Here is a 25,347-nt window from a genome sequence, read left to right on the forward strand (position 1 = left end):
TTCGTCTCCGCCACGATCAGGGCGCGGTGGGAAACGAGGGGTGTTTTGGATCAGGCGTCCGGTGGTTGCCGGATAGCGTTAGGTTGTTTGGACTGGCCTCTTCGCGAGCAAGCCCGCTCCCACAGGGTTCTTTGGAGTTTTCAAAATCTGAGGCACAGCACAAATCATTGTGGGAGCGGGCTTGCTCGCGAAGGCGTCCGATCAATCAATGGAGATGCCATCTGTGTCCACACTCAGCGCAACAAATAAGGAATCTCGACTTTCACCGCCCCGGTCGGGCAGTCCTTTTCACACGGCATGCAGTACCAGCATTCGTCGAACGCCATGTAGGCCTTTTGCGTGGCCGGGTTGATCGCCAACAGATCCATCGGGCAGACGTCGACGCACACGGTGCAGCCTTTGTGGGCAATGCAAAGGTCCTCATCGACCGTGACGGGCGCATTGGAGCGGAAGAAGATTTCCTGGGGTTGATAGGCCATTTCGCGGTCTCTCTTTTTTGTGATGCTCAAGCAGCAAAGGCACCGACTCTCAGCCGGTCGTAGGCCTGCATTTCATCGGCGTCCAGCGGGATGATGTAAGGCTCGACGGCTTTCTTGAAACTGCTCATCACGCCGTTTTCATCCTTCTTCAGGTGGCAATGGCAGAACCAGTCGCTGTCGTTGCGTTGCGGGTGGTCGACCCGATAGTGGTAAAGCCCCCAGCGACTTTCGGCGCGGAACAGCGAAGCGCGGGCGGCCATTTCGGCGCAGTCGCGGATCATGCTGACTTCCATTGCGCGCATCAGTTCGTGGGCGTTGTGGGCCTTGATCTGATCGAGATCGCGCTGGATATCGCTGAAGCGTTGCAGGCCGATTTGCATCTTCTTGGTCACTTTCGGCGGTTGCAGGTAGTCGTTGACGAAGCGCCGCAGCTTGTACTCGACCTGAGCCGGCGGCAGGCCATGTTCGCGGTCCAGCGGTGCGTAGACCCGAGCCTTTTCCGTTTCAATCTGCTGGGCATCGACCGCTGAAAACTCGCGTCCGGCGACAAAGTCCGCCGCATTGGTGCCGGCAAACCAGCCGTAGGTGAACGCGCCGAGCATGTAATTGTGTGGCACCGCAGCCATGTCACCCGCCGAGTACAAGCCCTTGACCGAGGTCTCGGCCTTCTCGTTGACCCACACACCTGATGCCGAGTGACCGCTGCAAAAACCGATTTCCGAGATGTGCATTTCGACCATTTGCGTGCGGTAGTCAGTGCCGCGATTGGCGTGAAACTGGCCGCGACTCGGGCGTTCGTTGCTGTGCAGGATCTCTTCGATGTTCTGGATGGTTTCCTCGGCCAGGTGATCGAGTTTGAGGAACACCGGACCGTTGCCGCTTTCGAGTTCCTGGTGGAACTCCCACATCATCTGGCCGCTCCAGTAATCGCATTCAATAAAGCGTTCGCCCTTATTGTTCGCGGTGTAGCCGCCCAACGGACCGGTGACGTAGGCGCAGGCCGGGCCGTTGTAATCCTTGATCAGCGGGTTGATCTGGAAGCATTCCAGGTTCGCCAGTTCTGCCCCGGCGTGATAAGCCATGGCGTAACCGTCGCCAGCATTGGTTGGGTTTTCGTAGGTGCCCATCAGGTAACCCGACGACGGCAAACCCAGGCGCCCGGCGGCGCCGCAGCAGAGGATCACGGCTTTGGCCTTGATCACGTGGAAGTCGGCGGTGCGGCAATCGAAGCCCATCACGCCATTGACCGCGCCCTCTTCGTCCGTCAGCAATCGCGTGCAGACCAGCCGATTGGTGATGCTTACCCGCGCCCGTTTCAACTGGCGATACAGGACTTTTTTGATGTCGTGCCCTTCCGGCATCGGCAGCACGTAGGCGCCCATGTGGTGGACCTTTTTCACCGCGTAGTCGCCGGTTTCATCCTTCTCGAACTTCACGCCCCAACGATCCAGCTGCTCGATGGTTTCGAAGCTGTGGGTCGCGTAGGCATACACCGCTGCCTGATTGACGATGCCGTCATTGGCGATGGTGATTTCCTTGGTGTACTGCTCGGGCGTCGAGTGACCGGGAATGATCGCGTTGTTCAGGCCGTCCATGCCCATGCTGATCGCGCCACTGCGTTTGACATTGGCCTTGTCGATCAGCAGCACGCGCAAATCGCGGTTGCGTTCCTTGGCCTTGATCGCCGCCATCGGTCCTGCGGTGCCGCCGCCGATCACGACGATGTCGTATTCCTGTTCGAGCGTCTTTCTAGTCATTGAGCCGTGAGTCATGCCTGCGCCCCTTTTTGCCGGTCGATCCGCAGGCGGTACTGGAAGGCATCGCCGCGGTAGTAAAGGTGTTCGAAGTCCACGGGTTGGCCGCTGGCGTCGTGGGTCAGGCGCTCGATGCGCATGATCGGCGAGCCGGGCTCGACGTTCAGCGCCTGGGTCAGGTCGCTGTCGGCCAGCACCGCGTCGATGGCCAGATCCGCGTGACCGAGGGCCAGGCCGCAGTCGTTTTCCAGGATCAGAAAAATGTCGCGAGTGACAAGGTCGGCCTTCTCCAGGCGCTCACCGATGGCTTTGGGCAGGTAGGTGATCTCCAGGGAAATCGGCTCGCGGTTGATCAGCCGTACGCGTTTGATCTGCGCCACCGTCTCGCCTTCGGCGACGTGCAAGCGCTCGGCAACGAGTTTGTCGGCGGCAATGAATTTGAAGCTGCGCAGGCGGTTGATCACCTCGTAGCCGCGACCGGTCATGGACTCGGCGAGGCCTTGCAGGGTGCTGACGTTCTGGAAGGTTTTTGGCTTGGCGACGAAGGTGCCTTTGCCGTGGATCTTGAAGATCAGCCCTTCTTTCTGCAGATCCCCCAGGGCTTGGCGCACGGTGATGCGGCTGACTTTGAACAGCGCGCCGAGTTCGCTTTCGGAAGGCATCTGGCTGTCTTGTGGGTATTCGCCGTCAAGGATGCGGGCGCGCAGCACATCCCGCAGTTGAGTGTGCAGCGGAACGCTACTGAGGGAGAGAACGTTATCGGTCATGGAAGATCACTTGTTATAACGAGTTATGACGTGATCTTAAAGTTCTAATGGGAGGCTTGAGAAATACTGTTTGAGCATAAGGTTAGAAGCCGCGCTTGAGGATCTGGTCCATCACCCAATCGGTTTTCAATGCCTGCTCGGCCACAGCCGGATGCTGCGCCTCACCCCGAATGTGCGCGTTCATGCCCAGTACGTGATGCCACTGGATGTGCTCATGATTCTCGATGTGCAGGCTGAGGGTTTCATCGGCTTCAAGCTGAACCGGATGTTCATCGAATACGGAAAAGCTGATCCGGCCTTTGCTGCCGATCAGCTCGACCCGATCTCCGCGGCGGTCCGCAACAAAATTCCAGCAGCCCATACCCAGGACGCCCGAAGCAAACCGCCAACTGGCGCTGACGGCGTCTTCAGCGGCATACAAACCGGCCTGGTGCGCGGTAAACCCGGCGACTTCGACGATGTCACCGAGCAGGTACTGGAACAGGTCGAAGCCATGGCTGGCCAGGTCGGCGAAATAACCACCGCCAGCAATGGCCGGGTCGGTACGCCAGTTATCTGTACCACCAAGATCGATCGGAGATGGCGCTTTGGTCAGGGTCCAGGTCAGGTGCCGTACCTCGCCGATCCGCCCTTCCTCCAGCCATTGCCGCACCTGCTGGAAGCGCGGCAGCGAGCGTCGGTAGTAGGAAACAAACAGGTGCAGCCCGGCATCGGCAAAGACCTTCTGCATCTCACGGCTTTGCCCGGCATTCAACGACATCGGTTTTTCGACGCAGCAATGTTTGCCGGCGGCGGCCACCCTCAAGGCGTAAGCGTGATGACTGTCAGGCGGCGTGGCGATGTACACCGCGTCGACCTCGGGATCATTGATCAACGCGTCGACGTCGGTGTAGACCCGAGCGATGCCGTGGCGCGCGGCGTAATCGGTCACCGCGTCCAGACGCCGACCCATCACCGCCACCAACGCCGAGCCGGGCGCCTTGTAGAAGGCCGGCCCGCTCTTGCGTTCAGCGACGCTGCCACAACCGATCATGCCCCAGCGCACCACGTTCATACTCACTCCCTGATGTTTAGCCGATGCGCAGAGCGCGCAGGTCCAGATGACCGTCCTTGAGCGGCGGGCACCAGTAGTAGCCGCCGGTGATCGGCCGGCTGATGCGGTACAAACCGTCGGTGATGCCGTCTTCCAGACCGCTCATGCGGCGCAATTGGGCTTCGAAGGCATCGAGGGAGAAACCGAAGGCCAGGAACATCAGGCCGGCGCGATCGCCTTCGATCCAGGGCATGGAACGGCGCACCACGAAGGCCTCGGGGGCGAAGCTTTCCTGGGCGGTGCGTTTGACGTGAGCGGAAATCGGCGCGTCGTCGATCTCTTCGTTGTCGCTCAAACGACGGCCCATGATGTTGTCCTTCTCATGGGGCGGCATCGCGTGGAAGCCTTTCAGATCATGCTGCCACTGCTGGATCGCGGCGAAGCTGCCGCCGACCATTCCGTCAGCGCCGTCACTCACCAGCGCAGCGGCAACGGCGGCTTCGTCGTGAGGGTTTTCGGTGCCGTCTTCGTAACCGGTCAGGTCATGGCCGGTGAGGTGGCGGAAGGTTTCGTTCATCTGCACCAGGCGCAGGGCCGGGGCCAGCGCGGCTTCGATGGCGTTGCTGCGATTGAGCAATTCGCCACGGTCGACACCGTGCAACCAGCACCAGAGCGCGTGCTGGGTCGACGGGTTGTCGACGCCGACACCGGTCAACGCTGGAAAGGCGCGCAGGCCTTCGATTTGCCCCTTGAGGGCCTTGACCAGGGATTCACCGAACCCGACCACTGCCGACTTCCCGTCCACCAGCCCCTTAAGATTCTCCAGCGCAGCCGGCAATGCAGCGGCGGATTCGAGTGCGAAGAACATATGACGGGCTTGAGGCGGAACTGGGGTGGCGAGAATGCCCGGCTGGTAGTAACTCATATGAACTCCTTTGAGAAAGAGCGTGAAGTTTAACCGCAGCATCGGTCGTTGTGTGTTTTCAGGTCAAAAGATCGCCCTGTAGCAGCTGCCGAGCCTGCGAGGCTGCGTTCGGCGGCGAAGCCGTCGTGAAATCGAATATCGCGGTGTGTCAGGAAAACCTTGCGTACCGGGTTTGCGACGGCTTCGCCGCCGAACGCAGCCTCGCAGGCTCGGCAGCTGCTACGACGACCCGCAACGTCGAGCCAAAAAATCATAAGATGAGCCATGACAAGCGAGTCCCAGGTCTGCTAAAACGATTCATCAGTGCATCACCCAATCCAGACGGGGTAGCGACATGACCACAGCACACATCCTTGGCAACCTGTTTCCCGACGCCACCGACATCCCGGAAAAATACCGTCTCGACGGCCAGACCGAGCAGCGTGAATACCTGGTCGACGGCGAGCTGAAAACCTGGTCCGGGCCCCTCGCCCAGGTCCGCAGCCCGGTGTACCTGACGGGTGAAAATGGCGATGAACAAGTGATCCTCGGCAGCACGCCGCTGCTCGACGCCGACACCGCATTGACCGCCCTCGATGCCGCCGTCCGCGCCTATGACCGTGGCCAGGGCCTGTGGCCGACGATGCGCGTGGCCGAGCGCATCCAGCACGTCGAAGCCTTCCTCGGACGCATGCGTGAACAGCGCGAAGCCGTGGTCAAGTTGCTGATGTGGGAAATCGGCAAGAACCTCAAGGACTCGGAGAAAGAGTTCGACCGCACCTGCGATTACATCGTCGACACCATCAACGCGCTCAAGGAACTCGACCGCCGCTCCAGCCGCTTCGAACTGGAACAGGACACCCTCGGCCAGATCCGCCGCGTACCGCTGGGTGTGGCGTTGTGCATGGGACCTTACAACTACCCGTTGAACGAAACCTTCACCACGCTGATTCCGGCGCTGATCATGGGCAACACCGTGGTGTTCAAACCGGCCAAGCTGGGTGTGCTGCTGATTCGTCCGTTGCTGGAAGCGTTCCGCGACAGCTTCCCGGCCGGGGTGATCAACGTGATCTACGGCAGCGGCCGCGAGACCGTCAGCGCGCTGATGGCCAGCGGCAAGATCGACATCTTCGCGTTTATCGGCACCAACAAGGCCGCCAGCGACCTGAAAAAACTCCATCCAAAACCGCACCGCTTGCGTGCGGCGTTGGGCCTGGACGCGAAAAACCCCGGCATCGTGCTGCCCGAGGTGGATCTGGACAACGCGGTCAGCGAAGCGCTTACCGGCTCGCTGTCGTTCAATGGTCAGCGCTGCACCGCGTTGAAAATCCTCTTCGTCCATGAAGACGTGGTCGAGGCGTTCATCGAGAAATTCAACGCCAGACTCGCCAGCCTCAAACCGGGCATGCCGTGGGACAGCGGCGTGGCGCTGACGCCGTTGCCCGAAGCGAGCAAAGTCGATTACCTGCACTCGCTGGTGGCGGATGCCGTCGGCAAAGGCGCCACCGTGGTCAACCCCAACGGCGGTGAAGCCCGCGCTTCGTTCTTCTACCCCGCCGTGCTGTACCCGGTGACGCCGCAGATGCGCGTCTATCAGGAAGAACAGTTCGGCCCGGTCGTGCCGATCGTGCCTTACCGGCATCTGGACACGGTGATCGATTACGTCCTGGAATCGGACTTCGGCCAGCAGCTGAGTATTTTCGGCACCAATCCGGTGGCGGTCGGCCGACTGGTGGATACCTTCGCCAACCAGGTCGGCCGGATCAACCTCAATGCCCAGTGCCAGCGCGGCCCGGACACTTTCCCGTTCAACGGCCGCAAGAACTCCGCCGAAGGTACGCTGTCGGTGCATGATGCGCTGCGGGTGTTTTCGATCCGGACACTGGTGGCGACCAAGTTCCAGGAAACCAACAAAGAACTCATCAGCGAGATCATCAGCGGACGCAGTTCGAGTTTCCTGACCACCGATTACATCTTCTGAGGAGACCGAGCCTGAGCACATTCAGAGCCAATCGACTGCCACCGCTTATGCGCCGAGTGCTGCGTCCGTTGCTGGACCCGTATCGGCGCTATCGCCACGCCCGGGTGATCCACGCGGTGCGCGTGTCGCTGGGATTGCTGGCAACGATCCTGCTGACCACCGGCATCAATCTGCCCCACGGTGAGTGGGCGTCGGTGACGATGCTGGTGGTGATCGGCGGTTTGCAGCACCACGGCAACATCGGAAAAAAAGCCGCCGAACGCGCCATCGGTACCTTGATCGGTGCCGGCGTCGGTTTGCTGCTGGTGGCGCAACAGGCGTGGCTCGGGATGCCGTGGCTGACCTATTTCGCGATGGCCGTGGTGTGCGGGTTCTTCTCGTACCACGCCATCGGCAAGGGCGGTTACACCGCGTTGCTCTCGGCGATTACCGTGTTTATCGTCGCAGGGCATGGCGACAACCCGATCACCGACGGGTTGTGGCGTGGGGTGGATATCCTGATCGGCATCGCCCTGGCCCTGGCGTTTTCTTTCGCCCTGCCGCTCTACGCGGTTTATTCCTGGCGCTACAACCTGGCCGACGCCTTGCGCGACTGCGCGACGATCTACGGGCGCATCATCAATGGCCAATCGGTCACCGATGACGAACACCATAAACTGGTGGGCCGCCTGAACACGGTGATGGTGCAACTGCGCTCGTTGATGCCGTCGGTGTCCAAGGAAGTGCGGATCTCCATGACCGAACTCGACGCCATTCAGCGTCATCTGCGGATGTGTGTCAGCACTTTGGAAATCCTCGGCAACACCCGGCCGGACGCCAGTGACCCCGATGCCATGGCCCATCTGCAATCGGCATTGAAAGCCGAGCATCGGCTGATTCGGGTGCAACTGATCGGTATGGCCCGGGCGCTGAAATCCGGGGCGTCCCAGCGGCTCAGTCGGCCCGTCGAACTGCCGTCGGATTCAAGCCTGACCGAGCCGGTTTACAATCCGCTGGACGGTTACCGGTTATTGGTCCGGCAATTAGCCGCCAACATCGGCGAGATGCGCCAGCGCCTGGCCAAGACGGCACCGCGCTGGAACATCTGACGTTTCTTTACGGCTTACTGCGTCGTCACCGTCCGACGAAACTTAAGGTTCCAACCCTGTTGCATGCCAGCAGCGGCCAACAGAATTGCGGCGACACCGATCCATTGCAGCGGCTCCAGGCGATGGCCGAAAGCGAACCAGTCGACAAAAATCGCTGCAATCGGGTAGATAAAGGACAGCGCACCTGTCAGTGCCGTCGGCAGTTTTTGAATGGCGCCGTAGAGCAGCACATACATCACGCCGGTGTGGACAATGCCCAGGGTTACCAGACTGGCCCACGCGCTCGGCGCTTGCGGCAGTGCCGAAAAGTGCGCGAATGGCGCGAGTAACAGCACGCCGGTGGTGACCTGGACCAACGCGATCAGATGCGGCGGTGTACCGGTCAGGCGCTTGATGATCAACGCGGCAATCGCGTAAAGAAATGCCGCCCCCAGCGCCAGCGCGATGCCCATCAGGTAATCATTGCCGCTCTCGCCCTGCCCGCCATGTGCGCTGACAATCGCCAGCATCCCGAGAAACGAGAGGCCCAGCCAGAACAGTTTCTGCAGGGTGATTTTTTCGTTGAGGAACAACGCGGCCAACCCCACCAACATGAACGGCTGAACGTTGTAAACCGCGGTGCCGATGGCAATCGAGGCGCGGGAGTAAGAAGCAAACAACAGCACCCAGTTGCCGACAATCGCCACGCCGCTGAGCACGGCCAGCAAGAACGTGGTGCGGGTCAGAATGCCGGGGCGCAGAAAGCCGAATGCCGCGCAAATCAGCAACAACGTGCCGGCGCCGAACACGCAACGCCAGAACACTACGTCCAGCACCGGCTGCCCGGACACCAGCACGAACCAGCCGATAGTCCCGGAAATCAGCATGGCGGCGGTCATTTCGAATGACCCGTGACGTATTGTTTTGTCCATCATCAGACTCCTGTGTTTGAGCCCAAAGTATGCCCATCCGCTGGGGGGCTTCTCCAGAGCAAAAAGCAGGCTAAACTCGGTTTCTGCCTTTTTTATCAAGGCGGTTTGAATTAATTGCCTAATAGGGGTTTCGCCATGACCGACGATATCGACCAAGTGCTGATCACGGCATTGATGGAAGACTCACGCCGCTCGCTCAAGGCCCTGGCGCAGATCAGCGGCCTGTCTTCGCCCAGCGTCGCCGAGCGTTTGCGCCGCCTCGAAGAGCGTGGCGTGCTCAAGGGTTACACCGTCGAGATCGACCCCAAATGCTTTGGCTATCAACTCCAGGCCATCGTCCGTATTCGTCCGCTGCCAGGCCAGTTGCAGGAAGTGGAACGGCAGATTCAGGCCATTCCCGAATTTACCGAGTGCGACAAAGTCACTGGTGACGACTGTTTCATCGCCCGCCTGCATGTGCGTTCGATGGAGCAACTGGACACCCTGCTCGACCGTCTAAACACCCACGCAGAAACCAACACGGCGATCGTCAAGAAAACCCCGGTCAAGCGCCGGCTGCCACCGATGGCGTGAGTTTTACCCAAATCGCAGGCAAGAAAAAACCCGCCGAAGCGGGTTTTTTCCTCAAGGCTGACAATTAGTCATCGCGGCTCATGATGCCGAACAGCTGCAACAAGCTGATGAACAGGTTGTAGATCGATACATACAGGCTAATGGTCGCCATGATGTAGTTGCGCTCGCCGCCGTGAATGATGGCGCTGGTCTGGAACAGAATGCAGACCGAGGAGAACAGCACGAAACCTGCGCTGATCGCCAGTTGCAGACCACTGATCTGGAAGAACAGGCTCGCCAGCGTCGCACCCAGCAGCACGAAGAAGCCTGCGGTGATGAAACCACCCAGGAAGCTCATGTCCTTGCGGGTAATCAGCACATAAGCCGACAGACCGCCGAACACCAGTGCCGTCATCGCAAACGCGGAACTGACCACTTCAGCGCCGCCCTGCATGCCCAGGTAACGGTTGAGGATCGGGCCGAGCAGAAAACCCATGAAACCGGTCAGGGCAAATGCCGACACCAGCCCCCAGGCCGAATCACGGAGTTTGTTGGTGAGGAAGAAAAGGCCGTAGAAACCGATCAGCACCACGAAAATGTTCGGGTAGCCGACACGCATCTGCTGAGCGACAAACGCCATCACGCCGCTGAATGCGAGGGTGAGAGCGAGTAAGCCGTAAGTGTTGCGCAGGACGCGGCTAACCTCTAGCTGCTCAGCCTGCACGCTGTTATTAACTGCGTAATCCTGTTCGCGCATGGCGACACTCCTGTTGGTTTGAAACGTTCAGTCGCAAAGATCATAACAGACGCTCTGTAACAAGCTATGCAGAGAGTTTGACAGTGTGTTTCATTCAGGTATTATGGCGCCCGCAACGCAACGGAGGTGTGGCCGAGTGGTTTAAGGCAACGGTCTTGAAAACCGTCGACTGTAACAGGTCCATGAGTTCGAATCCCATCGCCTCCGCCATATTTGTACCGACAAAGCCCTGATTAGTCAGGGCTTTGTCGTTTCTGGGGTTTGAAGAAACCAGCGCCGCTCGGCATGTGTTCCATAACTATTATGGAAGCGTTCCAGAACTAACCCGCTTTTACCCTCCTCCGGGGTCCTGCCAATCGTTAAACATCCTTCATGTAACGCGATGCTACGCTGTCCTCAAAACAGAGGATTTGCGATGCCACATTCAGACCTGCTCCCCTCCCTGTTGTACAAGATCAACGAAAACCAACTCGCCCTCGAAGCCGCCATCATGGAGCTGTCCAATTGGGTCGAGGCCCGCGGCTCGGCTGACGTCGCCGACAACGTGCGCGGCGCCTTGGACACCATCGACAAGAACGAAGAGTTCATCAAGCTGACGCTCGCGGTGCTGATGACTCCCGAGTGACAGCAATCGATCGCCACGCTAAGCCCCTAGCACCCCATGCTGGGGACATAAAAAAACCTAATATATTGTTTTTAAAGGGATAAATGCCTTAATCAGTCGGGCAAAATATCCGTACTTTTGTGCTTATGCAAACGAGAAACCGTGGCCTCCAGCGGTGGTTTTGCGCGCCCCCCCTCCCCCGGCGTCCTGCCGACCGAACACAATCACACCTCCCCCACGCGACCGGCGATCATTGACTGGTTGTCAACCTAAACATTGTAAATATTGTTGAACGCGACTTCTGCCTGGGGCATTCTTCGCGACGCACATTTACATGGACGGTAATATTTGATGCGCCCTGCACCTATGGATGTGCCCATCCCCTGCGCCTGCACACTCGATACCTCGCTTCATCCCAGCGGCCTAAAAACCTCATTACGCCTTTATGGGCTAGTTCGCATCGTCGGTTTCGGCGACATACCTGCGAGCACGCCGGTTGAAATTCTTTGCGCAGCGTCCGGCGAAGGCAAGGCGATTCGAGCCTTCGTTTCAAGGCTGGACGCTGAGTTGGTTGCCAGGTCAATGCCTGACTCAGGCTATCGTGTCGTGCCGCTGGCACAATTCGACCCCACTGGATTTATCCAGCAACACCAGGGTTGGCTGACCGTCCACATCACCTGTGGTTTTTCCTCGCAGCGCGACACGTTACGACTTGCAGATGGTGACTTGCCAAGCTTGGGCTGGTTTATTTATGCCCAGACAGGTCCCTGGAGTCCGGGGCGCTTTATCCATTGGGGCGAAGAAGTCGCCGAGATATTGCTCAGTGCTTACCGCAGCGTTGGTATGCCCAATTACAACGCCTGGCTCAACCAGCTTGATGACTATTCCACGCAGGCCATGGACAACTGCGTCGAAATCGCCTGGCAGACGTTGCTGGCCTGCCGTCCCATGCGCGAAAACCACCGAGCACTGTTCAACCCTATGGATGAGTGCTGGCGCTTTTCCGACTCGCCCATCGACCCCTATTACCCCATTTGAAACCTTGAAAAGGAACTTCCCATGAGTGGCAAACCTGCTGCCCGAGTGACAGACCCCACCAATTGCCCGCTTCCGGGGCATGGCACGAATCCGATTGCCAGCGGCTCCCCTAATGTGAACTTCGATGGCCTTGCCGCCGCTCGTATGACCGATAAATCCGCATGCGGGAGCCCGATCACCGGTGCCGTCAGTGCTACGGTGCTCGTCAATGGGCTGAATGCCGCTACTCAAGGCAGTACCGGTGGCCACGGCAACGTGGTTATCGCTGGATCCGGCACGGTCATTATTGGCGACACCTTCGTACCAGCCCCCTTCAGCGGCCTGCTGCCGATGCCAGTGCACTTCAGCGACAAGTTCAGACTAGTTGACCAAGACTCGGGCGAGCCTCTACCCAATCTTGATTACGCCATCCAGCGCGCTGACGGCAGCATGGAACACGGTGTAAGTGATTCGATGGGGTATACGCATCTAGTGAGTTCGCACCTGCCCGAAACAATCAAACTGTTTCTGGAGGACTAAGGCATGGCAGCAGATGCTCTTCATACAACCGACTGCACACAATCCTCCCCAGACCAAAGAACAAGTTTCATTATTTCTGTTTTCCCAAAGGGGCAGACAGAGAGCGTCAAAATCTATATTGGTGACTTTCATCATGGCTGAAGTGGTTAGCAAGAATGGCAGAAAAATGTCTCCCGTAGCCACCAGAGCGGTGACGCCCGTCAAAGACGCCACTCCAAAAACTGTATCACTGGACGCCAGGAAACAGATAAGGCGGGCCGAGAATGAGGAGTATTTGAAGGATAAGAACGTGAAGGCATTTTTGGTTGCCATTGCCGAATCCGAAGGCGGTAGCTACCACGCGAAATATGGTTATGGCTGGGCACCGGGTTTTCAATCCGGGAAATGGACTTTCACTGATGAGTCCACCCATCCGGGGGCCGGTTACGGCGGAAAAACTACAGCATCGGGCATGTATCAAATTACCATTGCCACTTGGAGCGAGTATGCCGGAAAGATGGGACTCACCGACTTTACGCCTAATACGCAAGACCTTATCGCGGTCGACATTCTGCGCACCCTCGGTGTGATCGACAAGATCAAGGCCGGCGACATCCCGGGAGCAATGCCGAAGGCGGCAACGAGGTGGGCGGCACTTCCCGAAGGGCCTGGTAAGAAAAATCATTATCCGCCGCAACCGTATGCCGAATATCCAAAGTTTTTGGAGAGCTACAAATCGGCTGGAGGGACTGTCAAATGAAGTTTTCAATCCTCGCGCTCGTCGCACTTTATTGCATTGGCACCAGCGCAGCGTTTGCGGATGGCTCACAGGCGACAAGCGACAGGCGCGGACCGGCAGGCATCGCCGTCGGTGAGCCCCTGGTCACGGCCAGGGCCAAGCTCGTCAAACAAGGATGGAAGCCGACGCGGATGCATACCACCGATGGTTATGAATATAGTGGCGTGGAGCGGGAGCTGGCTGCACGCAAGTTCTTCGAGGTCGATGTCTGCTCTTTTGATAGCTCGCGTTGCATCTTGTTCTACTCAAAGAACGGCGCTTGCCTGCGCGTCGACACCATTGGGGAACAATTCAATGACATGACGGTTACGCGATGGGCCGATGAGTGTCCTGACGCGCCTCCAAAACCAAGTAAGCGCGGTGCGGGATAGCAACCAACCATTTTGAATGGGGCAACATTTGCCAGTACCTGGCCCCGCGCCGAACTCAGTGTGATACCCCCCACATACGCTTGGCACGCAGCCAGGGCAATCATTCCCCGGTCGCCTTCATCGGTGATGGCGACAATTCGTTGAGCATGCGCTGGGTCAAGTCGGGCTCGCGCTCCTCCATGAACCACGCTGCTGGCGCCGGTAGTGGCTGGCACTGCGCAACCACCGGCTGAATCCGCTGCGTCGAGGATGACTGACAGCCGTAGATTGGAAGTAGCAAGGCGATCGCGCAGGCGAGCTTGGTCTTTTTGAGCATTGGTCAAAGCCTCGTAGTGGGTTTGGTCGCTGGCCGCCAGGCGCTGCGCGAGCGCAAGGCGTTTGTCTTGTTCGGCGCGCTGCTGAGTGGTCGCGGCCAGGGTCAGCTCATTCAGCGTCTCGCCGTGGAGCCGGGCTTGTTCTGCCAGTTGCTGGCCGTAGCGCCAAGCGTCCACTTTCCATGTGGAAAAAACGGAACACCCCACCAAAACGACCATGCCGATCAGGCGCCCCGACACGGTAATCACGGCACATCCTTGAAGAAGATGTGGTGGCCGAGCTTCAGCATCTGCTTGGCACGCGCGGCCCAAGCCGGAGCCTTCGGCATGGTGGTGGCGTAATAGTGCGTGGCCCCACCGGTGGGATCTGGCACGGTACCAGCGATCACCTGGTCAGCGGCCTTCTGCGCCTGGGCGAGCTGCCCCGCCGGGATCGGCTTCGCGCCGCTGAGGTAGGCGAAGTTCGGGTCGTTCTTGTTCCAGCAGCTGAACTGGCAGGGCTTCAGGCACACACCGGCATAGCCCTCACTCCACCAGGAGTTGGTCTTTCCATCATTCACACGGTTGCGGATCGTCCAGGCGACGGCGATCTGGCCGGCCAAGCCTTCGCCGCGAGCTTCGCCCCATAGGGTGCGGGCGAGGATGTCGCGGTCTTTATCGGTAACTGTCATCACTTTTCTCCAAGCATAAAAAACCCGCACTCGGCGGGTATGGATGCGCTGTAGCGCTATTTCAGGGATACGATTTTTACCGGCGTCTCCGCCTTCTTCTTTTTCTTGCCTTGGGCTTTGGCCTTGCCCTTCTTGCCGCCGTTGCACTCGGCCGTGGTCGACCAGCCGCCTTGGGTGTAAACCTGCTCAACCGAGTCCACCAGGTACTCGCCATCAAGGCCGACCTTGAAGCCCTGGGCATTAATCGAGCGCTCGGCAAACAGATCCGTGCGCCCGGGCATTTCCAGGCGCACCCCAGCCGTCGAGCGGTTGAACGCCGCCAAGCGCGCCTTGGCCGCCGCCTCGGCGGCGGTCTTGTTGTGGTAGATATGGCGATCGGTATGCACCGAAGGCAGGCCGTCCGGCAGGTTGTCATTCTCCAGGGACACGACCACCAGCTTTCCGGTTTTAGGGTCTTGGTGCTTGGCCCCCACCGACTTGTGCGTGTTGCGATCTTCAAGGTTGAATTGCCAGCGGCTCACGTCGCGGCGCGTAAGGGTGATCGCACCGAAGGCCTTGCCGCTGGCGGTCTGCCCACCCTGACGCGGCATCACCAACAATTTGCCATCGGCGACCTTGGCGGTGCAGTCGTATTGCTTGGCCAGGCGCGTGATGAAATTAAAATCCGACTCGTTGAGCTGGTCCGCCCGGGCGACCTTGGTCGACACCGGGCACCCCGCCTGCCAGCCGTTGCGCGCGGCGATATCACCCACGATTTTCGACAGCGGCACGTCCTCCCAACTCCCACTGCGCACGGTCTTGCCACTGCCGCGCATGTCGCTGGCCTTGCCCTTGATCACGATCGTGTCCGGCGGACCGGACACCGTGACCGCATCGACCACGTATCGGCCCAGGCGCGCCAGTCCCGTCTCGACATAGCCCAAATAGATCTCGATGCCGATCCCGCGCCGGGGCAGCGTCACCAGCCCATCACGGTCATCAATGCGCAATTCGAACGTGTCCGAATCCATGCCCGGCTTGTCGGTGGTGCTGAGCTGGATCAGCCGATCGTTGATCAGGCCGGTGATATCGGCGCCATCGGCCACGATACGAAACATAGGGGTCATGGATTGCTTCCAAAAGAAAACCGGCAAAAGGCGGGCTCAAGGTAGTCACGGAGCGTTACGCGTAACGCGAACATTCGCCGGCGAGTACTCCGGACGGCATCAGTCCCACAGGGTCACCTGCTCCTGAGCCGGCGACGGCAGATCCGGCAGCACGATCACCACGCCGTCGCGATAAGGCTGCACCTCTTCGGCCAGCCCCTGATTGGCATCCAGCACCGCCTCCACGCTGCCGCTGAGGTGGCCATAGAAGTTATGACAGATGGTGTCCAGCAGATCCCCGTCAGACGTTCTGCATGTCGTCGCCATAGCGCACAAACTCCAGAGTGAACCCTTGTTTGCGCGGGATGCCGCCTTGCATCAGCGCGCTTTGCTCTTCATCGACACTTTTCAGGCACCAGGTGCCGAGCGCATCGCCATAGCCCGTGGTCAGCGTCAACGGCTTGAGCTGGGCGCCGAGCGCGCGCAGCGTGTCGAGCTGCTTCAGGCCGCCCTTGAAACCGGGGAAAATCGCGCCCTTGAGCGTGATCTTTTCGTCACCCATGCCGACGCCCTGCTGCGCCGGCCGGCGCGACAGGCGCTCCTGAGAGGCCCAACGGAATTCGGTCGAGCGACGCAGCTCATCAAACGCGGCCGTGTCGAGGTTGAAGAAATACGGCGGCGCCTTGGGGTCTTGCGGCTGGATGATCAGCAGGTGCGGGAACGGCTTCACCGCCTCCGGCGCCGGCGTCTGATCCGTGGCAAACGCACCGGTGGGCACGATGTTGGCCAACGACGGACTGACCTTGCCGGCGATCTTGTTGATTGCCGTCGCCGCGTTGCTGGCCTGCGCCTTCAACGTGCCCAGGCGCTCGTCCATCCCCGACAGCGCGCGACTGGCCTTGTTGTAGGTGGCCACCACCTGGCCGACTTTGGCCTGAGCCGCATTCACCCCGCGCATCACGCGCTGAAGCTTGGCGCCCATCGCCGGCCCGACGAAGGGCAAGCCCTCCAGTTCGGACGCCGCCCCGGTGATTTCGCCGATCGCGCCATTCACCGGCCCCAGCATGCCGTCCAGGCTGCGCCGGCCGGTTTCCCCGGCCGTGGCCAGGTACTTCAAGCCCGACTGTAACTGCTGCAATGCAGTCTTGTTCTGATCAGACATATGCCCCCCTGATTAAACGTGCGGAGCGTCGAAAAGTTGGGCGCTCCCCACCTGCTTGGCCATATCGCGATAGTACTGATCGAGCTGCGGCTTGATCTGCGCAAAAAGCTGATTGCCATCCTTCACGTCGCCGTTGACCGTCAGCGAAAACGGCGCCTGAATCGCCACGTTGGACTCGACTTTTGGCGCCTCCGCTTTCGCCGCCACCGGCCTCACCAACGCCCCCGCCGCCGCGTCCGCGCTGGCCGGGGGCAACATCATGGCTTTCGCCGCTTCACCCGGTTGCGGCGCGGGACCTTCCAAGCCCGAGCGAATCACCTTAGGGCGACGCAGCTCGGAGCCCGGAAAACGCACCTTGTTGGCAAAGTGCGGCAGCAGCATGGCGTCTTTCGACTCCAGGTCGCGCGGGTCATACGACACCGGCGGCGCCGACATGACGGGCGCCGCCGCTGCCGCCGTGGCCGCGACACTCGCCCCGGGGCCAGCGCCTTGGCCGGGATGGGTCAGCATCAACGGCCCGGTGGTCGCCGGCGCGAATGATTGGGCAATTCCGCCCAGCACCGGCGGGATGTCCTTGCCGGCACTGGTCATCATCAGCGGCTCGGCCGCCGGCATCCGTTTCAGCGCGTCAGGCGTACCAAACGCCGACTTGCCGAGGTAACCGCCCAAGACGTCACCGCCCATGTTGCCGAGAACACCGCCGACCAGCCCGCCAATAGCGGTGCCAATGACCGGCAAAAGCATCGTACCGAGAGCGGCCCCAGCCGCAGCCCCGGACAACGTTCCAGCCAAACCACCGGCGGCCGCGCCATAACCTTCGGCCTTCTCGTCCCGCGTTTCGGCGTTCTGATAGGTGTCGTAGGCCTTAACCCCTGCATCCACTACCGCGACCACCATCGCGCCTTTCACCACGGCGCCGACGCCTCCGCCGCCTCCGCGACCACCACCCTTACCGCCTTTTTTGCCCTTACCATCGGTATCGAGGCCGCCGGCGTCCAGGCCGCCGCCGCCCATCGATCCCATGTTGGTCACGATCACCTTTTGCGGGATGTTCGGATTACCCATCAGCGAACCACGACCGATGTTCAGCAAGCCCTTGGCAATCTTGAAGGTACTCATGGCGCTCTGAAAGGCGATCACCGCCGCCACGGTCGCGCCGATGCCGGTCACCACCTTCGGCGATTCGTCCGACAGCTTGCTCAGTCCTTGGGTGACGTAGGTCAGCCCGTCCGCCACCGCATCCGTGACCGGGCGGAACGCGTCGCCGATCGCGCGCATGGCGTCGTCCGTGCCTTGCGCCATTTCCGACCACTTCTGCGCCGACGACTGTCGGCGTTCCTCCAGGTTCTTATCCAAGATCCCGGTGGCACTCGCCGAGTCCTTTTTCAGATTGGCGTACAGTTCTTTGTTCTGCATGAACGCGGTCAGTGCGCCCTTGACCTGCATGTCGGCGAACAGATCGCCGGTGCGCAAGGCTTGCTCCAGGGACGCCATCATGGCCTTAGCCTTTTCCGGGTCCGCCTCCTTGCTGATCTTGGCCGTGGCTTCGGCCATCGCGGCGGCCTTCTTCGGGTCGGTCGCTGCGATGTATTTTTGCGCCAGCTCAAAGCTGGATTCCAGCGTGGACTTGCCATTCTGCAGGCCGGTATTCATCGACGCCTGATAGTCGATCCCGGCCTTTTTGTAGGCCGTGACCGTGTCACCGGAGCCGATTTTTTCCATCCAGTTTTTGAGGTTGTTGGCCGCCTCATCCGAGCCGCCGGCGGTCTTCATTTGCACCTGAAGCATTGAGCCCAGTTGCGTGACCGAATCCATCCCGGTGATGCCCAGTTTGCCCATGCCGGCCAGCAACTCAGGAAACCAACGCGCCATGTCGGCCGCTTCAAAACTGCCCGCCTGCCCTTGGTAGGCGATCGCCTCCAGGGCCTTTTGCATCATGGCCGGGTCGGTGATCTTGGCGTTTTGCCCCAAGGCATTGATCATGCGCGCCGTTTCGCCACCGTCCGAGCCTTGCCCCACGGCGAACTTGGCGGCGGTCGGGGCGTATTGCAGGGCCTTGTCCAGCTCCATGCCCGCCCCTACCAGGGCGTTGACCACCTCGGCCACCTGATTGCGCGCCATGCCCGTGTCGCGCGAGGTGTCGACAATCTTCTTCGACAGCTGCGCCTCTTCGGGCTTATTGGCAATGTTCGACTTGATCGCAATGTCACGAATGATCGCGCCATAGTCCGCGCTGACCTTGGTTGGAATCGCCATCGCTGCCGTGGCGGCCACCGCTTGGCCAACGCTGCTTTTGAGTTTCTGCTTGCCTTCGTCAAGTTGCTGGTGACCTTTGGCCTTCAGCTCGGCCTTGTTCGCCGCCTGCCCCATGGCCGTGTAAGCCTTGGTCAGATTGTGAACTTCCACGCCTTGCTTTTTCAGGCTGCTGATATTGCCCTCAAGCTGTTTCAGTAGGGCGCTGGCCCCCTTCTCGCCCGCCATGTGCGCCTTGCGCCACTCATCGCGCAACCGCATGGTGTCGCCAATGGTCTTTTCCAGCACCCGGGCTTTTTTGCCTTCTGCCTCCAGCCGCTTGATGCGACTGGTGACATCCTTGAACGCCGAGCCCACCGTGGAGCTGACCGCCCCGCCAATGACCAGGCCGAGCGCGAGTTTATTCGCCATGTGCGTGCCCTATACGTCGGGGAGTTCAAAGGCGGCTCAATCCGTGAGCCACCACAGCATCTGATCAAAGGGCAAGGCATCGATCTCAGCAGCAGAGAAACCCGTCTCTTTTGCCAAGCGCTGGGCCGTGTCCCTGAGCGTGACGGCGTTAAACGTCGTCTTCGTCGACCAAGCGAAAATAGCCCGCCGAAAGACGGTTGTAGTCCTTGTATTTCAAGGTCAACAGGTCCGCTTCGGTTAGTCCGGTCATGCTGCCAAACAACGACAGCTCCTGTTTTTCATAGTCGCCATTGCCGGCGACCTTGGAGGCGCGCCAGTCCTTTACGCTGGGTGCGCGCATGGTCAGCGCATCGGTCAACACGCCGCTGATCAGGGTTGGATATCGAAGCGTTACGATCACGCCCTCATCGCTCAGCTTCAGCCACTTCGGCAAGGTCGGCGCGGTGGTGTCTTGGGTTACTTGAGTCATGTTCTTTTAGTCCTTAGAGGCCGATGGCCGAGCGTTCTGCGGCCAGTTGATCGACACCGTCGACCACCTGAATCATGTTGAGCGGGTCGATCTCGTACATCACGCGGCCGTCAATTTCGAGCTTGTAGTAAACGGCCTTGATCGCGTGCTTGATTTCCGCCTTGTCGCCCGGCTTCCAGTCGCCCATGTCGACCTCTTTGATACCGCCGCGCAGGGTCACCACAACCGGCGTCACCTCACCCTTCAGACCCCGAAAGGCGCCACGGAAGACGATGGTGCAAGCGGTCTGATCAGCCAGCCCGAAGTATTTCAGCGACTCACGGCGCACGCCGTTGGTGGTAAATGCCGCCTCCAGCTTTTCCAGGCCGATGGCCATTTCGATCGGGGCGGACATGCCGCCGCCCTGATAGTCGTCGGTCTTTTGCGTCAGCTTCGGCAGCGACAGGGTGGGCACGTCGCCGGCAAAACTCACACCGTCGACAAACGCGTTCATGTTGGAGAGAACTTGAGGAATCATTGCGCGGCCCCCTTAGGCGGTTTCAAGAACTTCGGTCAACCATTCGTTGGTGACTTCAATGAGGAAATTCGGGTTTTCTGCCGGCGGCACGTCAGTGAAGCGGATGCGCCAGTAAATTTTGCCCTGCTCGATTTGGCTGGCCGTGTTCTTTTCCTTGTCCGCATAGACTTCGAAGTTGATCACCGCACCGGCGTTTTTCTGGTCGCGCATGAACGCCTGAAGGCCCTCGGTCACGTCCTGCACGTAGGTCTTGGTAATCGAGCGATCGACCGCCCACTTGTGCCCCGCCTGGATCGCATCCATGAGGATGTCGCAGGTCCGCACCCGGGTAACGAACGCCCATTTCGGATCAGTGGACAGCGTGCGGTTGCCCCACAGGCGATAACCGCCATCGCGCAGAATCGTCGCGATGTTCGCGTTATTCAGCAGGTTGGCCCGGCAGGTTTCGTCGCCGTCCAAGTACTCGATCGGACGCGTGGTGCCGGTGATGCCGACAAACTCTTTGTTCGACGGCGACGCCCAATAGCCGTAAGTGGCATCGGTCCAGGCGAACAGCCCGGCGACCCAGGCCGAGCCCGGCGCATCGACCGTTGCACTGGCGACGGTGTCCCAATACTTCACACCAGGGTCGACCAGATACAGGCGCTTGCTGCCGAACTCCAGGGCGTAGGCCATGGCCGCCTCATCGGTGGTGTTCGGGCCGTCGATGATGCCGATCGCGCGCAACTTGCCGGCCAGGGCATCCATGGCCGTGGCCACCGCTTGAGTGGCGGAGTGTTTCGGCGCGATCAGCAGTTTCGGCTGGGCGTTGTGCTTGCTCTTGCCGTCCAGCAGCGCTTGCAGGCCGGTACGCTGGCCACCGGCCAGAACGCCACCGATGATGGCGGACGTTTGCAGCGCAGCGTCTTCCAGCTTAGGCACGCCGACAGCGACGATCACCGCTTTGGCGCGCACGTAAATCGCCTTGGCGGCTTTGGTAATCGCCGAATCGGCGCCGAACGCGGCAATGGCTTCGCGCTCGGACGTGAGCAACACCAGCTCGCCGGCCAGCGCCGTGCCGCCGCCGAGCATGCCCGGGGTGAAGGTGTCGCACAGGCCGATGATCGAGGACGACGGCAGCGAAATAGTCCGCGCGCCGGTGTCAATCAGCGTGGTGGTGACGCCGTGAAAGAAACTCATAAGGCTCAATCTCCAGAAACGAAAAAGCCCCGCATGAGCGAGGCTGTCAGGGATGTTCGTGTTACGCGAAACGGAAAAGAAAACGCCCCGTCAGTGCGGGGCGTTATTGGGCCAAGCTGGCAATCCAAGCCGGGGGCTGGGGGCGGCCTGACTGATCAGGGAACAGCGTCACATCCGGCCAATCGCGCAACGCCTGGCGGTAGGCATACAGCTCGGATCGCTGCTCAGCGGTGATCGGATAATCCGGCATTGCCAGATAGTCAGTCGCGGCGACTTGTGCATTGCGCCACGCTCGCTCGCCCGCTAGCGCCGCTGCAATCTGCGCCGCCTCATCCAGAACCCAGTCCCCACCAGCCCACACGTAGAACTGACCCGGCCAGCGTTTGGCGGTCAGTCCTTCAGGCAGATCGCCAAGCTTGGAATACTCCTCCGCGACGCCTGGTACTTCCGTGCGGAAAACAACACCGCGAAAGTCGGCCAATAGTTGCGGCTTCCCCTCGACCAGCGCCCATACGTGGCCAGCCTCGGGCTGGGCCAAAGGCTTTTCCAGCTGGATGGCATTGCCCGGCAGATACTGGCCAAATCCCGGGACCTCTGGAAACGCTGACAACTCAAACGGCCCGGCCAGGATGCCGAGCGGGTCGAACAAATAGATATTCATTAGAACCTCAGATCACTTTAATTCGGCCCGGATAGGCGATGTGTTTCGGGACCGTCTCAGCGCCGCCAGCGGCGCCAGTGCTGCCACCAGTCGGGGTAGCATAGGTGATGCTCCCGCCGCCCATCGCCTGCGTGCCGTAGCCTGTGGAAGCTGAATAGTGGGCGTGACTCTTGAAATCATCGAGCCGATAGCTGCCCGCCACACGGCCCGGATCGATCCCGGCAGACTCGTCAAGGTTTCGGAAGAATTTACCGCGCGCATCTGGACAGCGGAACGTGGTCGCGCCATCGCCCGAGGTCCAACCGCCCTCCATACCCCCACGAGCGGCTTCCGTAGTCAGCATTCCCGACTGCTGAGCGTGGTCCCACAACCATGGCCAGTCGGCACGAACCAAGACGTTATTGCCCAACGGAGCGTGACCACCCGGATTCAATACGGTGATCGTTTCAAACACGGGCCGCCCGAGTGCCGTACCGTCTAAGCGCGCAATCGGTATCCAGTTGCCCTTGCCATCACTGCGCAAATGCCAGTAATCCCCGGACCCCATCAGCACCAGGAACGAATAGCCGGCCGCATTCAGATGGGTATGGAACTTGATTTTGTTGCTAACGGCCGCCTTGATCACCAATCGGTTGGTAGTGTTATCGACCCGCCGCACCACCACACCACGAACACCCAGCGCTGAGTTGGCGTCTGGCAGCTCAACCGTCAACGCCCCTGCGCCGGCATCAATCAGGACAAGCCCCAACTCGGCCGCCACCAAGGACTTTGATGTGTTGACCTCCACTAAAGGGATTTGGCCCGTGCCGTTAATCAAGTCGATTGTTTCGGTTTTGGTGAAGGCGTCCGTGACCCCATAACCGGCCAGCGTGGTCGGGTTGGTCCCGCCCACCACACGACCGTATTTGTCCACGGTCACACTGCGGTACGTTCCGGCATTGACACCGGTGCGCCCGGCCGCCATTTCAAACAGCAGATCCGTCACGCCCAGGACAATCGGCGCATCCGTCACCAGTTGCCAAATGCTGTCGCCGTTGGTGGGGCCGCGCTCGACATGCACAAACAACCCGGGCGTAACTTCCAGACTGCTATCGGCATCCGCGCTACGCGTCCACACACCCGCCGCCGACACGCTGTACAGGCCGTTGTCCTTGGCTGCGGCCTGATTCTTCACCAACACCCGCGCCTCAGCGCTCAAGGCCACACCATCAATGGTCTGAAGGCCGCTTAGCACTACAGGGGCGGTGGTCGCCACCCGCACCGAGTGCTTAAAGTCCTGCTTGCCCAGCTCCTCCAACACCTTTTGATCGACGTACTCCCGCCCCCCCAACGTCTTTTGATCGACGTAGTCACGCGTCGCCAACACCACGCTCGGATCGATCTTAAGCGTGATGTTGCCGGTACTGGTGACAATGAAGTTCATCCGCACAATCTGCGTGCGGCCTGAACCTTGCGACAGGAGCGGCTTGAAACTCGGCGCGCAGTTGGCCACCGCAACCAGATCGCCGTCGATGTCGTACAGACCAATTTCGCGAATCCACTTACCGCCCTCATCGGCCGGAATAATCTGCTCGGCGATCAGTACCGCCGGGTTAGCCGGATCAGTCTTGAGCTGATTCAACGGCCGGCGGCGCCATTCGCTGATCAGTTGGGTTTGCGTTGCACTGGGGATCGGGTCGGTGCCGTTGGCATCCCCCACGCCCATTTCAGTGATCTTCCAGGGAATGCCGAGCGCGTCGGCGTTCGCCTGCTTGGCCATCCCCACGTTTGTGAGGATCGCGAAAAACGGCGAATTCGCATCAATCATAATAAACGTCCAGGGTGTCTATGGAGTGTTCGCGGCCGACCACACCGAAGCGGCCCGTGACTTCAATGTCACGCATCACTGGCGGGTACACGTCGATTTCGTCGCCTTCGGAGAGGGAAACGGCAATGTTTAAAGCGCCTTGGGTTTCCAGGCTGATCGCCAGACCGGTTAGCTTGCGGCTGACGGGCTTGGCGTCATCGATCAGGCGATCCAGCTCCTGATACATTTCCTCGGTGATCCCGGTATCCAGCACCCCGACCCTGAGCGCGAAGGTGCCCGGCTCCCCATTAGGCACCGTGTTGAACCACTCGATGACTTCGACCAGGTAGCCCAGCGGCTCGACCACGCGGCGCAGAGCGCCGATCGTGCCCTTGCGGGCATGGATGTAATACGACGCCTTAATAGCCGCACGCTTGGTCGCCTCCGACCACCGATAATCCCAGCGATCGACCGACCACGCCCACGCCAGGTGCGGCAGCAAGTGCACCGGGCAGGTGTCGGCGTTGTACAGGGTGCGCAGCGGAACAAGGGTTTTCTCATAGAACGCCGCCTCCAGGGCGCGCTCCAGTTGCGTGCTATTGCTCGGCAGTAGGCTGGTCATGTTGCCCCCGCCAGCACCACGTTCCACTCGGTGCAGTACGCCGCCTGCGCCTTGGTTGGGGCCAGATCAACCCACCCCGACAGTTCGACTCGGGACACGCCAGCGACATGCACCTGCGCGTCAATCGCCGAGCGCGCCACCTCCACCCCCAGACGCTTGCGCGGATTGACCCACTTCCCCAAGCGCGTACGGGCTTCCGCCAGACCGGCATCCGCCTCGGGGCCTGCGCTTTTCATGTGCAGAATGGCGTTGATTTGATAGCGAATAATCTCGGCGCTTTGCGCCGTCACGCGATCACCGAGCGGCCGCACGTCCTCATCATTGAGCCCCGCCGCCACCGTGGCCAACAACTCCGGCCCGGCCACGCCCTCACCCTCGGAACTCAGCACCGTTACCGTAACGCAAGCGGGCGACGGGCTTTCCGCCGAAGCATCGGCCACCAGCCCCGAGGCACTTCGCGCGTGCAGGATGTAGCTGTTACGCGGCCCTGCCGTGGTCAAGCCCTCAAAGGCCAACTGGATGCGCTCGCGGTAAGGGTCGTCCTGTTCCATGACCTTCGCCACCGGCGGCACCGCCAGCAGATCCTCGGCCTGAACCACCAGGCGCGGCAGATTGAAGTTAGTCCCCAGGTGATCAAGGTCCGGGCCGATCGCATGGGCCAACAGCAGGGCCTTGGCGGCA

At 60.3% G+C, this 25,347-nt stretch carries 26 protein-coding genes, 1 tRNA gene and 2 pseudogenes; 9 read left to right on the forward strand and 20 right to left on the reverse strand.

Annotation, left to right across the window (positions count from 1 at the left end):
- Positions 1-233: 233 nt before the first annotated feature.
- The 5 genes from KGB23_RS21670 to KGB23_RS21690 all read right to left on the reverse strand — a co-directional run bounded on the left by KGB23_RS21670 (position 234) and on the right by KGB23_RS21690 (position 4,958).
- Positions 234-479, reverse strand: a complete 246-nt coding sequence (locus KGB23_RS21670) for a ferredoxin family protein (RefSeq protein ID WP_007946457.1) — start codon at positions 477-479, stop codon at positions 234-236.
- Between the two features lie 26 nt (positions 480-505).
- A complete protein-coding gene (locus KGB23_RS21675; protein WP_223432528.1) occupies positions 506-2,236 on the reverse strand; it encodes a fumarate reductase/succinate dehydrogenase flavoprotein subunit in 1,731 nt (576 codons plus the stop codon).
- Between the two features lie 11 nt (positions 2,237-2,247).
- Positions 2,248-3,000, reverse strand: a complete 753-nt coding sequence (locus KGB23_RS21680) for a GntR family transcriptional regulator (RefSeq protein ID WP_123368107.1) — start codon at positions 2,998-3,000, stop codon at positions 2,248-2,250.
- An 82-nt stretch (positions 3,001-3,082) separates the two neighbouring features.
- A complete protein-coding gene (locus tag KGB23_RS21685) occupies positions 3,083-4,054 on the reverse strand; it encodes a Gfo/Idh/MocA family protein (protein WP_223432529.1) in 972 nt (323 codons plus the stop codon).
- A gap of 16 nt (positions 4,055-4,070) precedes the next feature.
- Positions 4,071-4,958 carry a Dyp-type peroxidase gene (locus KGB23_RS21690; protein WP_223432530.1) on the reverse strand — a complete coding sequence of 296 codons (888 nt, stop codon included), beginning with the start codon at positions 4,956-4,958 and terminating at the stop codon, positions 4,071-4,073.
- Positions 4,959-5,292: 334 nt separating this feature from the next.
- Between KGB23_RS21690 and KGB23_RS21695 the strand changes: the two genes are divergently transcribed.
- Together KGB23_RS21695 and KGB23_RS21700 are read left to right on the forward strand one after the other, a co-directional pair.
- On the forward strand, positions 5,293-6,918 hold the full coding sequence (locus KGB23_RS21695; protein ID WP_223432531.1) for an NADP-dependent glyceraldehyde-3-phosphate dehydrogenase: 1,626 nt from the start codon (positions 5,293-5,295) through the stop codon (positions 6,916-6,918).
- Positions 6,919-6,965: 47 nt separating this feature from the next.
- Entirely contained in the window at positions 6,966-8,006 is a 1,041-nt protein-coding gene (locus tag KGB23_RS21700; RefSeq protein ID WP_223432532.1) for an FUSC family protein, read from the forward strand.
- 14 nt (positions 8,007-8,020) lie between these two features.
- Here the strand turns inward: KGB23_RS21700 and KGB23_RS21705 are convergent, their stop codons facing one another.
- Positions 8,021-8,917, reverse strand: coding sequence for a DMT family transporter (locus KGB23_RS21705; RefSeq protein WP_223432533.1), 897 nt, complete (start codon positions 8,915-8,917; stop codon positions 8,021-8,023).
- Between the two features lie 135 nt (positions 8,918-9,052).
- Between KGB23_RS21705 and KGB23_RS21710 the strand changes: the two genes are divergently transcribed.
- The gene (locus KGB23_RS21710) at positions 9,053-9,490 is read left to right on the forward strand and encodes an Lrp/AsnC family transcriptional regulator (protein ID WP_008155029.1); all 438 of its coding nucleotides are present in this window, start codon (positions 9,053-9,055) and stop codon (positions 9,488-9,490) included.
- A 64-nt stretch (positions 9,491-9,554) separates the two neighbouring features.
- On the opposite strand, the gene KGB23_RS21715 is transcribed toward KGB23_RS21710, so the two are convergent.
- On the reverse strand, positions 9,555-10,226 hold the full coding sequence (locus tag KGB23_RS21715) for a Bax inhibitor-1/YccA family protein (RefSeq protein ID WP_223432534.1): 672 nt from the start codon (positions 10,224-10,226) through the stop codon (positions 9,555-9,557).
- Positions 10,227-10,348: 122 nt separating this feature from the next.
- Here KGB23_RS21715 and KGB23_RS21720 point away from each other — a divergent pair.
- The 6 genes from KGB23_RS21720 (at position 10,349) to KGB23_RS21745 (ending at position 13,536) form a co-directional block, all read left to right on the forward strand.
- A tRNA-Ser gene (locus tag KGB23_RS21720) sits at positions 10,349-10,436 on the forward strand.
- A 205-nt stretch (positions 10,437-10,641) separates the two neighbouring features.
- Positions 10,642-10,851 carry a hypothetical protein gene (locus KGB23_RS21725; RefSeq protein WP_223432535.1) on the forward strand — a complete coding sequence of 70 codons (210 nt, stop codon included), beginning with the start codon at positions 10,642-10,644 and terminating at the stop codon, positions 10,849-10,851.
- Between the two features lie 345 nt (positions 10,852-11,196).
- Positions 11,197-11,868 carry a hypothetical protein gene (locus KGB23_RS21730; protein ID WP_046048532.1) on the forward strand — a complete coding sequence of 224 codons (672 nt, stop codon included), beginning with the start codon at positions 11,197-11,199 and terminating at the stop codon, positions 11,866-11,868.
- A 21-nt stretch (positions 11,869-11,889) separates the two neighbouring features.
- A complete protein-coding gene (locus KGB23_RS21735; RefSeq protein ID WP_223432536.1) occupies positions 11,890-12,387 on the forward strand; it encodes a PAAR domain-containing protein in 498 nt (165 codons plus the stop codon).
- 133 nt (positions 12,388-12,520) lie between these two features.
- A complete protein-coding gene (locus KGB23_RS21740; protein ID WP_218580710.1) occupies positions 12,521-13,126 on the forward strand; it encodes a hypothetical protein in 606 nt (201 codons plus the stop codon).
- A complete protein-coding gene (locus KGB23_RS21745) occupies positions 13,123-13,536 on the forward strand; it encodes a PepSY domain-containing protein (protein WP_223432537.1) in 414 nt (137 codons plus the stop codon). Before KGB23_RS21740 ends, KGB23_RS21745 begins: the two co-directional genes overlap by 4 nt.
- Before the next feature lie 71 nt (positions 13,537-13,607).
- Here the strand turns inward: KGB23_RS21745 and KGB23_RS21750 are convergent.
- From KGB23_RS21750 to KGB23_RS21810, 13 genes and pseudogenes are all read right to left on the reverse strand, one after another.
- Positions 13,608-14,069 (reverse strand): annotated as a pseudogene (locus KGB23_RS21750) (lysis system i-spanin subunit Rz); the annotation flags it as partial.
- 26 nt (positions 14,070-14,095) lie between these two features.
- On the reverse strand, positions 14,096-14,521 hold the full coding sequence (locus tag KGB23_RS21755) for a cell wall hydrolase (protein WP_223432538.1): 426 nt from the start codon (positions 14,519-14,521) through the stop codon (positions 14,096-14,098).
- Between the two features lie 56 nt (positions 14,522-14,577).
- Positions 14,578-15,627, reverse strand: a complete 1,050-nt coding sequence (locus KGB23_RS21760) for a phage late control D family protein (protein WP_223432539.1) — start codon at positions 15,625-15,627, stop codon at positions 14,578-14,580.
- Positions 15,628-15,726: 99 nt separating this feature from the next.
- On the reverse strand, positions 15,727-15,933 hold the full coding sequence (locus tag KGB23_RS21765; protein WP_223432540.1) for a tail protein X: 207 nt from the start codon (positions 15,931-15,933) through the stop codon (positions 15,727-15,729).
- Complete coding sequence (locus tag KGB23_RS21770) at positions 15,908-16,768, reverse strand: phage tail protein (protein WP_223432541.1); 861 nt, start codon at positions 16,766-16,768, stop codon at positions 15,908-15,910. The genes KGB23_RS21765 and KGB23_RS21770 overlap by 26 nt, the downstream gene beginning before the upstream one ends.
- A 12-nt stretch (positions 16,769-16,780) precedes the next feature.
- Positions 16,781-19,432: a phage tail tape measure protein gene (locus KGB23_RS21775; RefSeq protein ID WP_223432542.1), complete on the reverse strand. Its 2,652-nt coding sequence runs from the start codon at positions 19,430-19,432 to the stop codon at positions 16,781-16,783.
- Positions 19,433-19,580: 148 nt separating this feature from the next.
- Positions 19,581-19,901, reverse strand: a complete 321-nt coding sequence (locus KGB23_RS21780) for a phage tail assembly protein (RefSeq protein ID WP_223432543.1) — start codon at positions 19,899-19,901, stop codon at positions 19,581-19,583.
- A 13-nt stretch (positions 19,902-19,914) separates the two neighbouring features.
- A complete protein-coding gene (locus tag KGB23_RS21785; RefSeq protein ID WP_223432544.1) occupies positions 19,915-20,418 on the reverse strand; it encodes a phage major tail tube protein in 504 nt (167 codons plus the stop codon).
- Between the two features lie 12 nt (positions 20,419-20,430).
- Positions 20,431-21,597 (reverse strand): phage tail sheath family protein, encoded by a 1,167-nt coding sequence (locus tag KGB23_RS21790; RefSeq protein WP_223432545.1) that lies wholly within the window; start codon positions 21,595-21,597, stop codon positions 20,431-20,433.
- Positions 21,598-21,700: 103 nt separating this feature from the next.
- A complete protein-coding gene (locus KGB23_RS21795; protein WP_223432546.1) occupies positions 21,701-22,258 on the reverse strand; it encodes a phage tail assembly chaperone in 558 nt (185 codons plus the stop codon).
- 7 nt (positions 22,259-22,265) lie between these two features.
- On the reverse strand, positions 22,266-24,065 hold the full coding sequence (locus tag KGB23_RS21800) for a phage tail protein (protein ID WP_223432547.1): 1,800 nt from the start codon (positions 24,063-24,065) through the stop codon (positions 22,266-22,268).
- Positions 24,058-24,666, reverse strand: a complete 609-nt coding sequence (locus tag KGB23_RS21805; RefSeq protein WP_223432548.1) for a phage tail protein I — start codon at positions 24,664-24,666, stop codon at positions 24,058-24,060. Before KGB23_RS21805 ends, KGB23_RS21800 begins: the two co-directional genes overlap by 8 nt.
- Positions 24,663-25,346 (reverse strand): annotated as a pseudogene (locus tag KGB23_RS21810) (baseplate J/gp47 family protein); the annotation flags it as partial. The pseudogene KGB23_RS21810 and the gene KGB23_RS21805, both read right to left, overlap by 4 nt.
- Position 25,347: the final 1 nt, after the last annotated feature.

Source organism: Pseudomonas sp. GL-B-26 (genome assembly GCF_019947405.1).
Taxonomy (GTDB): domain Bacteria; phylum Pseudomonadota; class Gammaproteobacteria; order Pseudomonadales; family Pseudomonadaceae; genus Aquipseudomonas.